Origin of the sequence: Glaciecola sp. 33A (assembly GCF_002836745.1) — a bacterium.
Lineage (GTDB): Bacteria > Pseudomonadota > Gammaproteobacteria > Enterobacterales > Alteromonadaceae > Glaciecola.
On record NZ_PJAR01000039.1, the window covers coordinates 112,845 to 127,133 of the forward strand.

Genomic DNA, 14,289 nt, shown 5'->3' on the forward strand with positions numbered 1-14,289 from the left:
CTACCTCTTTTTTACCCACATTACAGAGTAATGAGTTCGGTTATGACTGTGTATACTGGTTGCTCAAAATGACTTAGCAACCCGGCTGTTTAATCAATTACAAGTACGCTTTAATCGGCTGATTCAAGCGCTTGAACTAGTAATTGTACACTGATTTGGCCTCTAAATTCATTAATATCCAATTTATAAGCTAGCGCTACTTGCCGAACCTTTTGATTTGGCCATGTTGCTAAGTCGATATTAAAAGCAATCGCATCAAACTCAATACCATCTAAACTAACGACCATTTTTAAGTGATTTTTGCCTACAATTCGCTGGCTACGCATTTGGAATATACCGTCGAATAATGGTTCCTCAAATGTCTGCCCCCAAGGAACCGCTAATTTTATAAGGCTCGCATTTTCAATATTGATTTCTTGGCAACCAAGAGTCCCATCTGACAAAATAAGGTTTTGTGTAGGCAGACCTTTGATAGCTTCCGCTACGGCGGCTTCAAAAGCCAATTTAAATTCACTAAGTCGTGCTATTTTTAAGCTCAATCCTGCTGCCATTGCATGGCCCCCAAACTTATCAATTAGGCCAGGATTTTGGGTATTTACCGTTTCCAATAAATCTCGAATATGCACACCAGGCACTGACCTAGCAGAACCTTTAATAGACTCTGCATCTTGTTGAGCGAAGACAATAGTGGGCCGATAATATTTTTCTTTGAGCCTACCCGCCAATATACCAATAACACCTTGGTGAAAATCGGATTGGTACAGCACAACACCCGAAGGTAATTCGTTGCCTTGTGAAATGAATGCTTCGAGCGCTTTTTCGGCCTCATCTTTCATTGAAGATTCAATTTCTCTGCGCTCTAGATTTAAGGCATCAAGACGAGCTGCGATTTGACGCGCTATATGTTCATCTTCTGTCAACAAACATTCTATTCCCAATGACATGTCATCAAGTCTGCCCGCTGCATTTAAGCGAGGACCTAGTACAAAACCAAGATCTGTAGATGATAATTTATGGCAGGGTCTTGCCGCGACTTCTAATATGGCTCTGATACCCGGACGAGCTATACCACTGCGTATACGCTGTAAGCCTTGATGCACCAATACACGGTTATTTTCGTCCAATGGCACAACATCAGCAACAGTGCCTAAAGCCACAATATCGAGGTAATTTGCTAAGTTAGGCACTAGAATATCTTTTTGCTTAAACCACCCTTCATTTTGCAATTGTGCTTTTACTGCTAACATGACATAAAAAGCAACGCCAACACCGGCTAAATTTTTAGATGCAAACTCGCAACCTGGTTGATTAGGATTAACAATTGCATCGGCGTTAGGAAGCCTAAAACCTGGCAAATGATGATCTGTGACCACCACGGTCATGCCTAATTCTTTTGCGTGACTGACCCCTTCTACACATGATATACCGTTATCAACAGTTATAATAAATTCAGCCTTTTGCTGATAAGCAACATCAACAATTTCAGGGCTTAAACCATAACCAAAATCAAATCTGTTGGGGACTAAGTAATCGACATTTTTGTGCCCAAATGCTTTTAAAGCTAACATACAAATAGCCGTGCTCGTTGCACCGTCAGCGTCAAAATCGCCAATAATGCAAATTGCTTTGCTTTGTTTTATTGCTTCACAAATTAAATTTGAAGCGACTTCAATGCCTTTTAATTCATTATAGTGACGTAACTTTTTAATTTGCGTTTGTATTTGAGCCACGTCAGTAACGCCGCGATTTCGATATAATCGGTCTAAAATAGAAGGCAACTGGGAGTCAATAGGCGTTGGAGTAACCGCATGGCGTCTCTGTATTTGCAAAACAGGCCTCTTTGATTAAGTAAATAAAGATGAACGTTAGGTACATTTACATAAATCACCGAACTAATCATCGCAGTGGCGAATAGTAACAAGTGATTGCTATAGTCTGCGAGCCTTTATTCAGCTTAGCGCGCGAAATAGCGCAAATAACTGCGATTATTGTTGGCTTGTGAACCCACCACAACAGGGTTAGCTCAACTAATACAAGACCAAGAAACGCCTACGTCCCTGATATGAAAAAGACCTTCAGATAAAGGCCTTTTGTGCTCACTATTAGTACTTTTTTAAACCCTGCTTAGCCATGCAAATTCTCATAAATAACGCGCAAGGTATTAGAAAACGCACGTTTGGTATTTGGCCAAGCAATAGATATGTTATCCAGCATACCCGATCCGCAGTCTACTTCTAGGCGACTGACTACATCAACCAGTGCATCCGCGTTTACTTTTTTACCGGTTTGAACAAGCTTTCTAGCGCCCCTTAATATTTCACTATTGTCATCTTGCATCACAGCGTTGTCAGTAGACGTAATAACGGTCTCTAGCTCATTAATTAATTCGTTTAACGCCGTAGATAATGAATCAACCTGCCCTTGCTGCTGTAAATAAGGCAGTAAGTCAAACCACATGCTTGGGTTTTCAGGCATTTGCATTTTCCCGATAGCAGACTCTGGTGCCGGTTCAGCGCTTTCTTGCTGCTTGGTTTTCATTTGCTCTTGCGCTTGATGTAACTCTTCTTTATGGGCAGCTAGCAGAGCATCTTCTTGCTCTGCCAGTGTGTCTTCATTACTTTGTAACTGTTTCTTAGCTTGCTGTAACGCTTGCTCTTTGTCATCTAACTGGGCTTTACTGGATTGCAGTTCATTTTCTAGTGACGCCAATTGCTGTGCAAGGCCTGACTGATTACTTTGTTGCTCACTTAAACTCTGTTTACTTTGACTATACTCCTGCTGAACGGCTTCTAACTGAGCTAACAACTGCTCTTGTTTATCCTCCATTGCCTGAATGCTTTGTTCACGCCCTAACAAGGTGGCCTGTTGTTCTTCGACTTGCTTCTTAAGCGCAAGCTCTTGTTGCTCTTGTTGTTTAATATGTGCTTCAAGCTCTTCTTGTTGCGCTTTGGCACTGTTCAGCTCGTCTTGCAGTTTGTTCTCTGCTGACTGCGTTTCAGTTACTTGTGACTCTGCTTGCTGTAATTCAGTTAAATTACCTTGCAGTTTCTCCTGCAAGCTCTTGTTTTGTGTCTGTGCGTCACTAAGAGCTTGTTGCAATTGTTTTTTCTGCTCTTCAATTTGCTTGTGATGAGCTGTCCATTGCTCTTCGCTACCTTCAAGCATTTCACGTTGCTTGCTTGCTCTACTTTCAACATCAGACAACTCAATCGCTAATTGCTCTAATTTCTGCTCTTTTTCAATACGCGCTAATTTCTCTGCTTCAGCTTGTTGTTGAATTTCGTCTAACTTAGTCTGTGAATCTTGCAACTGCTGACGCTTAGCTTCAACTTCCTGTTTAAGTTGAGCCTGATGTTGTTCCCATTCTTTACCTGATTGCTCTATTTTAGCCTGCTGTGCAGCACTGTGCTGTTCAATTTCTTGCAGTTCGGTTTGAAGCTTATCAAACAATTCTTGTTGGCGAAGTTTTTCAGCTTTTTCAGCCTCTGTTTGTTGTTTGGCGTCACTCAGTATCTGCTCAGTTTCAAGCAGTTTTTGTTGTTTCTCTTTGAGCTCTTCATACAGTTTCTGTTGCTCCGCTAAGCGCAGCTCTTCAGCCTCTTTCATCTCTTGTAATTTGCGTTCTGCATACTGCTCAGCTTCAGCTAATTCGGCTTCAACACGCTTCATTTCTTGCTGTTGTTTTTGTTTCTCAATCTTCTCTTGTTCGGCAGTTTGTTTAGCCTCATCAAGTGCGCGTTGGGTTTCTTGCAACACATTTTGCTTCTCTTCTAACTCTTGCATCAATTTACTTTGTTGCGCTGCCATGTCGCCTTTTTCTTGGTTCGACATCTCTTCAAATTTCTGCATTTCATTTTGTAAATGCTCAACGTGACGCACTTTGTTAGTCAACTCTGACTGCGCAAGCTTATAAGTTTGCTCAATTTCGCGACGTTGTTTCTCTGCTTCTTCGCCAGCTTTACGCTGATTAATGAGCGCTTTTTTTAACTTTTCACTATTACTATCACTGGTATGTAATTGCTCTTGAAGGCCTGTAATTTGAGAGCCAACTTTGCTAATTTCTGCGTCCTTATCGGTAATCGATTCCTTTAGTGAATCTATCTGAGTCACATAGGCTTGCATTTTTTCTTGTTGTTGCTGTTGTTGCAATTGCAGCTGCTTCGAATTTTCCTCACTGGCTTCAAGCTGCTGTTGGGCTTCTTGGAAGTTTTCCTCGCTTAACTGCAGTTGATTTGAAATTTCATTGCGCTGGCTTTGCAAGTTATTCACTTTCTCAGTTGAAAGGGCTAATTGCTCGGTCAATGTATTATTTACGTCTCGCGCTTCGCTCAGCATTTCTCTGCTTTGCGAATACTGATTTTGTACCTTTTGAAGATTATCAGTTACGCTTTGATGCTGTTCTTTTAGAGTGATGTATTCAATCTTAGCTTCGGATATTTCATCTTGAGCTAACTGAAGCTTGGTCTCAGTATCACGTAAATCTTTTAGTTTAGTGGTTAGTTGCTCGTGACTTGAACGCAACAATAGCTGCTTTTCAGCCACTTCGCGCTCAGCCTCTTTGTGTGCAGTAATTGCCTCTAAGCGTGCCTGATCAACTTGAATAATTTCAGTTAAGTCTGTCCACATACAAAGTATTGAGTCGAACTCCTTCCCTTTGTATATAGGGATATAGGTAGCGTGGCAAGGGCGTGATTTAGAGCCTACTTTATGTTCCCAATTAATAGATTTTGCTCTACCATCATATTTTACTTTATTAACAATACGCTCTAATTCATAAGCTTCGCCTTCATCTTTGTTCAATTCGGATGAATATGGCGCAAATCCCCATAAATCATCTTCATTCTCAACACCGAAGAATTCACAAGCAGCAGGATTAATGCTCGAAAAGCCTTTTTCATCCAAAATTGCCATTGGCATACTGCTGTGCTCAAGTAGACCATGAAATTTATCTTCTTGGAATTGCTCGCCTGAACGATCTGAAATCCAGCAAACGTATTGTTCTTTTTCTTTATCAAATAAGTCGATATGCAACTCACTCGGATGCATCACTTCGTTTTTGCCACGCAAACTGGTATGGAAATCTCTTAAGCGGCCAGTTTGATGCAACTGTTTGGCCGCTCGGGCCGCAGCATCGGGGTCGTTGAACAACTGATAGAACGTTCCTTTTTTGAGTTCTTTTTCATTTAAACCCAAGCGCTCAGTCATTGCCGTATTCGCATGCACTATTTTGTCATCTGCATCAACCGTGGCCACGGCTATTGGAGCAATGTCGAGCAAATTAGAAAAATGCGCTCTCTCTGATTCAAGCTGTCGCTGTGTTTCGGTTAATAATGTTAGGTCTTGAAACATACCGGCAAAACCAGCGCGTTCATTTCTATCATCGCCAAAGGCTTGTAATGTGACTCGCAAGTGTAGCGTTGTATTTGTATCATTATTGTTATGAAAGCCTTGAGGCGCATCTGCTGCCAAATTCCCTTGTTCGGGATTTTTACCTACTTTACTAGTAAATTCACGGTTCAATGCTCGACCGATACCGACAGGCGTATCATCTGGATTATGCAGAATATTGATGTCTTCAGGTACTAGGTTAAGTAAATCAAAACGTTTATTTTTAACATCTGCTAAACGCACACCGAACATACGTTCAAATGGATTATTAACCGCTATAATGCGACCTTCTTCATCAAGAATATAGAGAGGATGCAGCGACACATTCAACATAGCTTTTACTTTTTGCTCGCTTGAATATTCTTTCCTCTGATTTTGGCGAATTTCTGTTTCATCAATCACCAGCAATTTAAACGCTGTCGACTTGCCTTTATTATTTTTAGCTGTGCTAATGGCGACAATGCGCACTGGAACTTTGAATTCAATCGACTGTAACACGCTCTTAAAATCAATCTCATGCTGCTCTTTAGCGAGCTCAAAAGACTGTTTCCAAAACGTGATGTTGTTTGGGCAAACTAGCTGATGAAGTTTGTCAAAGTCGCCTGAAACGTCTTCGCTGTAGCCCAAAATAGTAGATAATATCTGATTTACTTGAAAGGTTTTAGACTCAAAATCAATAAACATTTGACCTAGATATAAATGTTCCGTGAGTTCATTAAGTTCATCTAGATTACGCTTTGTCTGTTTAATTTCTTTTTCGTAACTATTCACATCGTCAAGGGTTACAATAAACGCAACGCCATCGTACATTGAGCTGTTCTTTGTAATAGTTAATCGCAGTTGCATGTTGCTTGAAGGCGCTGTTACCAGCATTTTTACACTTTTACCACTATCCATTGCTTTGTTAATTGCGGTTTTTGATTCTTCTTTAAAAAAATCAACAAGGGGCTGATTCAATACTCGACTCTTCTCACGTCCAAGTAATTTTGCAGCCGGGCTACTCAACTCAACAACATTGCCTCGCAATCCAACAAGCATTAACCCATTGTTCATTTTATTAATGATTTGGTCTTTGTGAGCAACCACTTCATCGTGTATTTCAATGGCTTTGTCTTTAGATTTCATACTAAAAAAAGCATAAATGATCAAACCAAGCAGCAAAACAATCAGCGTGACACCGGTATAAGCGACTAAACTCAGTGTTGAACCGTCTTGGCGCGCTAATTTATCACCCAATGCGAAACAGGCAGGGCTGATAAGAAACAAAGCTAAGAAAGCAAAGTGCTTGGTTGAAGAAAAAATTGAAAAAAGCCAGTGTCGTCGCATTTTGAAAGTATCCAAAAAAAATAGTTTATGTCCTAGGAGACAACCTACATCGTGAGCGTCAACTTAAAAATAGTCGATCCGCATCTAGTGTATATTTACAAATAACTAATACGCCGGATCTGTCGCAGAGAATGTCATCAACAAGCAAAGTGAGTAATTCACAATGCTCTCTGCGCCATCGCCATGGTAGTCGTCTCAATATAACTCTATATCGGCAGACTTAGCGGAATTTAAAACTTATTGTGACTACCACACCGGATTCGTCGATTTGATTATCAATATTGATCTCAGCGTGATGAAAAAGTGCAATCATTTTAGCAATATATAAACCTAAACCTAAATGTGGCTGTTCGGCGTTTTGCTCTTTTCTAACAGAAATCATTGAGTCTAAAAGCGCTTTTTGCATATTTTCAGGCAATAATGGCCCCTGATTATTAATCTGAATTCGAAACGCATTTTTGTCTCCTTTTAACGCAATTTTAATCACTGAATCAATGGGACTAAATTCAATCGCGTTTGCAACGATCTTATCAAGCATTTGAGCGAAGAGCTCAGGGGCACCTGATATGCTTACTTTTTGTAACTCTGACTCAAGCACAAACTGCCTTGCGGGATAGGCTAGTCGGTAACCTTGTGAGCAGCCACTCAGCACCTCGTCCACATGAAAAATTTCAACATCACTGCGTTGAATAGCTTGTTCTAGACGTGTGGCCTCACTCATGTTGATGAGTATTTTACTTAACCTCGTAATACCTTCTTTCGCCCTATCTATGTAGGCTTTATTGTCAGGTGAATGCTGCTCTAGCGACAAATTATCTAATGATGAGTTCACAATTGCCACAGGCGTTCTGAGTTCATGCGACAAACGCGACGCCATATTCTCCAAATAGCTATTATATTGGTTTAGTTTAGACAACACATTGTTGAAGGTACGACTCAAGTCACCGATTTCATCATTTGTAGAAGATGTTTTAATTTCACCTACAATTTTGCCTGAACTATCAATAGCACCTTCGGCTTCATTTCGGAGTTTGCGTATTCGCCATGAAATACGTGACGCTAATAAAAATAAGGAAAGTGTACCTAAAACAATAACTGCCAAAATAAAATGAAATTGATTTTCTAGGGCCTGATTACGCAATGCTCTTATACCGTTTGTTGTTTGCTCCACAACCACGGCTCCCATTACCTGTTCATCAATGAATATGGGATGTGCCGCCGACAAAATGACCGCTTTTTTATCGGCACTCAAACGCCACAAACTGCTTGGAATGCCGCCTAAAGCCTCCTCAACATCCTGACCTTGCAATGCATACGCATTTTCAAGATCATCAACAAAATCAGCAGGAGGTTTGGTCAAAATTTTATAATAGACAGGCAACAACCATTGGTTTTCAAGATACTGCCACCAGCTCTGCTTTTCTGCTTGATTGTCCGGCTGCACTTGCAAGCCACTGGCGCTTTGTATCTCGCCTGACTTAGCTAACACTCGCCTGTGTTTATCAATTACCCAGACTCTTGCATTGGCGTACTTCAAGCCCTTTAATATATTCTCAATGTCAGGTGACGGTATTAGCACTGTACCCAATGAGTCCTGTTTTGTGGGGTCAGCGGTCCCCAGCGTATATTTTGCAAAACCAATTTTTGGATCATCAACATCGGTAATAGCAAAAGCGATTTTACTCGACATCATCCCCACAGGAAGACGTAACTCTATGGTGTAACCAGTTTTTGTTTGTTGCCAGTAGCCCTGAATTTTAGTCTCTAGACGATCCGGCTGAATGCCTTGAGTGTCAGACTTAAGCAAATATGCGTTAACCCATCCTGACTGCATGGGCGCGATAACATAACGCTGAAAGTCGCCTTTAATGTCGATCATCGCTACCTGTAAATAATCGTTACGGTCAATTCGCAAACTATTGCGCGCTCTAAAGACCAGATTGTCATCTAGTACTTCAAATAGTGCGTACAGAAATTTGTCATAACGCCCAATCATGTGCCTAAAAGACAAGCTTTGCGGTCGATACGTTTGCTGCATTTGAATTAGGTTTTGTTCAGCATAGTTGAGCTTAAAAGTGTTATATTCATCCCAATCCGATGCATCACCGTCAAGCTGAATAGGATAGTCAATGCTATGTGCATACAAATCCGTACCTGGCCTTACATCACTCATAAAAGAGGATTGCACATCAAATAATTTCGGGCGCTCATGCAATGCAGTCGCGACTGCACGAGCAGTTCCTAGCATAGTTTGCTCTTGACCAATACGTAAGTATGTTTCTAATTCCCAAACATATTGGTACCCCAAATAAGGAATTGCGAATAAAAATGACGAGAAAAAGAGCAGCTGAACGCGTAAGCCAATGCGCCATTTATTCATGAATTGTCCGCTTTCCAGCGATATCCCATGCCATAAACTGTTTCTATGCGGTCAAAAGGAGGGTCAACTTGCACAAATTTTTTTCTTACTCGTTTAATGTGTGACGTAATGGTGGTGTCGTCAACGACCATTTTCGACTCATCCATTAACTGTTGTCGACTTTTCACATGCCCGGCGTATTTCACAATTGCATGTAACATCCAAAACTCAGTGACGGTCAGATCAATAATTTGCCCCTTCCATTTTACCGTCATGCGCTTCGCGTCCACGCTCAGATCCCCTGACTTAATCAGGTCTGATGGCACTAGCGGTTGATTTAATAATTCAGTACGCCTAAATAGAGCCGCAATGCGAGCCAACAAATGAGGCAAACTGATATCCTTTGTTAAGTAGTCATCGGCTCCCATTCGTAAACCGCAGATTGTGTCGTAGTCGTTATCGCGTGCCGTAAAAAAGATAATAGGTAAGGTTTTCGACAGACTACGTAAGGTTTGGCATACTGCAAAACCACCATCAATTTCATCTTCCAAACCTATGTCAACAATCGCTAAGTCAGGTAGTTGTTGTGCAAAGGCAGTTTCTGCTTGTCGTCTATTTGAATAGGCTTTTACTGCATAGCCCTGCTTGGTTAGAGCAGACACATAGTTGTCTCTAAGCGCTTGGTCATCTTCAACTAAAGCAATTTGCTTCGACATAACACACCTCTCATATAAACAGTTGGGCTTAACTATATAGAAAATCACGATGGGTGAAAGCCTTTGCATGCAATTTCCATTTTTTCGCCACAATTGACCTCAACATTGCCATTTTTCCTCCCCAAAGTTGCCATGAAGTCTTTGTTTAATAGCATGGCATTTAAAAATAAACTTTACACATCTTTGGAGAAAAACATGAAAACGATATTTAACAAAACAAACATAGACATAGACACCAGTCCTTTTATCAGTGCATCTCAAAACAAAGGCTCTTTTACTAAAAACACATTAAGTAAAATTACCTTAGCGGTCGCTTTTACTAGCTTAATGAGTGTTTCTGCATTTTCAGTTGCAGGCTCGCCCTCAAATAAACAGGCGCCTGAACTAAAACCAAGTGCGGAAGTAATTCAAAATCAAGAGACTAAAAATAATGTCGTGGGTTTAAGCACTGGGATTGTATTTGGTGGGGTTGTTGCGGGTCCATTGGGTGCGGCGATAGCGGGCCTATTTGGCTTATTTATTGCTGATGATATTAATGATGAAAATCGCTTATCCATAACTAAAAAAGAGCTACAGAGCACTAATCTCCAACTTGTCGCATTGCAGCAGAATTATCAAGATTCTATTGCCTCAGCTAATCAACAGATCGTAGCTATGGACACTGCAATGACTCAAGCCATTGCGCAAGTCCCCCCCACAATTGAAGCTAACATTCAATTTAAAACCGCCTCTTTTCTGGTTGAGGATCATTACAAATCACAACTTGATGGCCTAGCAAGTGAATTACGCAAAAACTCAAAATTAACAATTGAGCTCTCTGGCTTTGCTGATCAACGCGGTGAGTCTACCTATAATCAAGTGCTCTCACAGCAACGTGCTAAGGCAGTAAAAGACTACTTAATAAGTCAATTCGTAAACCAAAATCAAGTATTCACTCAATCATTTGGCGAGTCCGAACTAGTGAGTAAAAGCGATAGCTTTGAAGGTAACTTCTTTGACCGTCGAGTGCTCTTGAAAGTGCGCAACAAAAAAGCGGAAATGACAGCAGCAAATAACTAAATACTGTTTTTAATTATTAAAAGAAATACGCTCATGGCATCACTCCATCGCTTCGTTATTGTTGTGTCTGCGATTACCGTTACTGGCATGCTTGCCAGAACGGCGGTGAGTCAAACATTTACCAATCGAAGTGATGAATGGGTGGACGGATTGTATGTGTTTCCTCTGCCTGGGAGTGCCGCCGTCGACCATTTAATGATACTCAGTTTACTAATCAACAAACTAAAAATACCGTTCACGACGAAAAGCTAATCTTAGTTTAGAGGAAGTAACGCGCATGGAAGAAGTAACAAAAAACCCAGTATATACTGGCTGGCGCCAGCGGCCGCAACTTAGCATTTGGTCCAGCGCACGTGCTGCAAACGGTATCTCCAGGGAGTCTCGGCAATGCAGCTATTGCGGGTCTTAGAGACACACATTTTGATGTATTAAAACGTGCAGAAATAGGCCTACCGAGTAACTACCATAGATATTGTCGACCAACATAACCTTGATGTATTGAACCGCAATGACAGCACAACACGCATTACCTTGGTCACCTGCTATCCGTTTGACAGTATCGAGCCTAATCCACCCCTACGGTATGTTGTTAAAGCTGAAAAAATATAGACAACCCAAGCACATTTGCCGTTTCCATGCTTTACGCCTTTTGTGCAGCCTTAATTGCTAACAACAAAGTCTGCGCTGGCTGATAACCAGGTATAACGGTTCCATCAGGCATAATAATATTTGGTGTCCCGTTTACTCCAATTGCCTTTCCAAAGTTGTATTGATCAGCAACTTCATTTTCACATGATTTGCTAGCAACATTGCCACCTGCTTTCGCTTTAGTCATCGCTTCCTGCGGATTTTCAGAACACCAAATCGACACCGCATCACGATAAACTTGACTATTGATGCCTTGTCTTGGGAAAGCAAGATAACGAACCGTAATCCCTAAGTCATTGAGAATATCCATTTCATTGTGAAACTTACGACAGTAACCACAAGTTGCATCGGTAAATACACTAATGATGTATTTTTCTTTTTCTGACTTAAATTCAATGGCAGAGTCTTTGAATTGTTCGATGCCTTGCAAACGGAACTTTTGCAAGGCTGCACCGGTTTCATCAACAATTTCATCACCAACGCGATAAACTCGAGCGCTTAGAAAATATTCACCATTTTCGCTCCCGTAAAATATGCCAGTCGTTGTATTTATCTGTAATAAGCCAGGGACGTTTGAATCTTCTACAGAGATAATTTTAAAGTTCAGCTTTTGCTCAAACCTTTTAATCAAGTCAGCATGCTCTCCGTTAGTATTAGCTGCTGTCGAAAATACAAAAAAAGATAACATGACTGACACAACAACAACCGTAAATTTTGCTGTTAAACTATTGATAAAATACATATAAAAAATCCCAAAAAAAACGGTGTAACACATCATTATTAACGCGTTACTGAACTGAACATACGAAGACCGTTAATTTTCACAAAAACAGTCAACGCTGAGGCTAACAACACGGCGGCTAAAAATTCATAAACTTACCCCCTAGGATGATGGTTTTTGACCAATGATTGCAGTCTTTCAGTAGCAACATGGGTATAAATTTGCGTCGTAGACAAGTCACTATGCCCTAATAACATTTGTACCACGCGTAAATCGGCTCCGTGGTTTAGCAAGTGCGTAGCAAAAGCATGTCTCAATGTATGAGGTGACAAATGAGCCTGGATCCCAGCCTGCTTTGCATGCAATTTTATACGATGCCAAAAGGTCTGTCGTGTCATTGTTGTGCCGCGCTTACTCGGAAATATAGTATTACTTGGTTTGCTTAATAATTGCGGTCGCCATTCTTTCAAATAAGCGCTCAAACAATCAATTGCCACTTCACCCAAGGGCACCAAACGTTCCTTATTACCTTTGCCCATGACTCTGATGACGCCCTGTAATAAACTCACTTCGTTCATTTGCAAATGGACTAATTCTGAGACTCGAATGCCCGTAGCATACAACACTTCTAGCATCGCTTTATCTCTCGCATTTATAGCGTCATTGTCACTTGGAGCAGATAATAACTGGTCTACCTGTTCCTCAGTTAACGTGCTTGGCAGATAGCTTGGTAACTTAGGGTTACTTAGCCCCTGAGTCGGATTATCAGCTCGCCATTTTTTTGTAATTGCATACTTGAAAAAAGACCTTGATGAACTCAAAAATCTTGATGTTGAGCGTTGTGATAATTTTTTTTCAAAACGCAACGTTAAGAATGCTTGAATATCCTCTTTTTGTACTGAGGCCAAATCGGATGTAACAGTAGAGTGACTTTGTAAAAAAAGTGAGAACTTAGTTAGGTCGCTTCTATAGGCTCCAGCCGTATTGTTACTCAGTCCTTTTTCAATCCACAACATACTGATAAAATCATTGATCGCAATCTCGTTTTCAGCGGATAAAATGGTTTTTTCTTGTTTGCCATTAGCCGTTTTTGGATTCATTTAAAAATGCTTCTGCTTTCGAACAAGCTCATAGGCTCCTTGAATAGCCTGAGATTTCTGTTTGGCCAACTCAAGCGCTTGCGCCGGCAGTCCTTTGGACGCCATTTTATCAGGATGATGCAATGACATTTGTTTGCGATACGCTTTTTTAATCACTTTTGAATCATCCTCTTGTTCGATGCCTAATATTTTGTACGCATCTTCCAGTTCAGCCTTTGCAGAGTAACTACCAGAACCGCCATATTGGCTTTGTTGCTGACGGCCTTGCTGACGTCGTTGATTGTTTGTTTGTGACCTACCAGTGCGAAAGCGTTGCTCAGCTTCAAAAGTAATGATCAAAAAATCAAGTTCGACTCTTCTGAAACCAAGCGTCTTAGCAATCTTTTCTAACAACGTGTATTGCGCTGTACTTAACGTTTTGTGCGCACAGGAAGCTTGAATTAGTATTTCTAAATAAATTTGCAGCACATCTCTGCGCCCATGGCATTGCTCTTTAAATTGTTGGAGCATGTCAACAATCGCAAAATCGCGTTGTTTGCCATCCCGAAATGCTTGCTGAGCCTCTAATCGAGTGTCACCCGTTAAGGACATCTCATCCATTAATGTGGAGGCTACCTGAATTTCTTCTTGAGAGACGATACCGTCTGACTTTGCAATATGACCTAGTGCAGAAAACAAACTATGAAAAAAAACTGCCTGTTGCTGAATTTCACCTGATGTTGTAAAAAAGCGCGCAAAACCGCCTCTCTGCGAAAAGTCTTTACTGTATGTTGTATCGAATATATGACCAACGATTAAGCCTAATACAGCACCGGCAACTCGGCCAAACATAAAGCCCAAAAGCACACCAACAACTTTGCCCCAAATTTGCATCTTTTCATTGCCCTCTGGTATGTTCGTTTGAAATATCAGTTGTCAGTTACTCTAAACTAAAAAAGTAATGACGTAAAAAATCTATATCGTTAGGTACTT

At 40.9% G+C, this 14,289-nt stretch carries 10 protein-coding genes; 3 read left to right on the forward strand and 7 right to left on the reverse strand.

The window, feature by feature from the left end; translation table 11 throughout:
• Positions 1 to 110: 110 nt before the first annotated feature.
• From recJ to pdsR, 4 genes are all read right to left on the reverse strand, one after another.
• Entirely contained in the window at positions 111 to 1,829 is a 1,719-nt protein-coding gene (gene recJ, locus CXF81_RS10075; protein ID WP_198556376.1) for a single-stranded-DNA-specific exonuclease RecJ, read from the reverse strand.
• 295 nt (positions 1,830 to 2,124) lie between these two features.
• The gene (locus CXF81_RS10080) at positions 2,125 to 6,714 is read right to left on the reverse strand and encodes a PAS domain-containing protein (RefSeq protein ID WP_101181236.1); all 4,590 of its coding nucleotides are present in this window, start codon (positions 6,712 to 6,714) and stop codon (positions 2,125 to 2,127) included.
• Positions 6,715 to 6,934: 220 nt separating this feature from the next.
• Entirely contained in the window at positions 6,935 to 9,094 is a 2,160-nt protein-coding gene (gene pdsS, locus CXF81_RS10085) for a proteobacterial dedicated sortase system histidine kinase (RefSeq protein ID WP_101181237.1), read from the reverse strand.
• Positions 9,091 to 9,789: a proteobacterial dedicated sortase system response regulator gene (gene pdsR / locus CXF81_RS10090; RefSeq protein WP_101181238.1), complete on the reverse strand. Its 699-nt coding sequence runs from the start codon at positions 9,787 to 9,789 to the stop codon at positions 9,091 to 9,093. The genes pdsS and pdsR overlap by 4 nt, the downstream gene beginning before the upstream one ends.
• 195 nt (positions 9,790 to 9,984) lie before the next feature.
• On the opposite strand from pdsR, the gene pdsO reads away from it, so the two are divergent.
• The 3 genes from pdsO (at position 9,985) to CXF81_RS20310 (ending at position 11,457) form a co-directional block, all read left to right on the forward strand.
• Positions 9,985 to 10,848 (forward strand): sortase-associated OmpA-like protein PdsO, encoded by an 864-nt coding sequence (gene pdsO, locus CXF81_RS10095; RefSeq protein ID WP_101181239.1) that lies wholly within the window; start codon positions 9,985 to 9,987, stop codon positions 10,846 to 10,848.
• Positions 10,849 to 10,881: 33 nt separating this feature from the next.
• Positions 10,882 to 11,100, forward strand: a complete 219-nt coding sequence (locus tag CXF81_RS10100; RefSeq protein WP_232771879.1) for a VIT domain-containing protein — start codon at positions 10,882 to 10,884, stop codon at positions 11,098 to 11,100.
• Positions 11,101 to 11,346: 246 nt separating this feature from the next.
• On the forward strand, positions 11,347 to 11,457 hold the full coding sequence (locus CXF81_RS20310) for a hypothetical protein (protein ID WP_232771880.1): 111 nt from the start codon (positions 11,347 to 11,349) through the stop codon (positions 11,455 to 11,457).
• A 31-nt stretch (positions 11,458 to 11,488) separates the two neighbouring features.
• Here CXF81_RS20310 and CXF81_RS10110 read toward each other — a convergent pair whose 3' ends face one another.
• The 3 genes from CXF81_RS10110 to djlA form a co-directional block, all read right to left on the reverse strand.
• A complete protein-coding gene (locus CXF81_RS10110) occupies positions 11,489 to 12,238 on the reverse strand; it encodes a thioredoxin fold domain-containing protein (RefSeq protein WP_101181264.1) in 750 nt (249 codons plus the stop codon).
• Positions 12,239 to 12,372: 134 nt separating this feature from the next.
• Positions 12,373 to 13,317 carry a site-specific tyrosine recombinase XerD gene (gene xerD, locus CXF81_RS10115; RefSeq protein ID WP_101181240.1) on the reverse strand — a complete coding sequence of 315 codons (945 nt, stop codon included), beginning with the start codon at positions 13,315 to 13,317 and terminating at the stop codon, positions 12,373 to 12,375.
• Positions 13,318 to 14,190: a co-chaperone DjlA gene (gene djlA / locus CXF81_RS10120; protein ID WP_101181241.1), complete on the reverse strand. Its 873-nt coding sequence runs from the start codon at positions 14,188 to 14,190 to the stop codon at positions 13,318 to 13,320.
• Positions 14,191 to 14,289 lie beyond the last annotated feature (99 nt).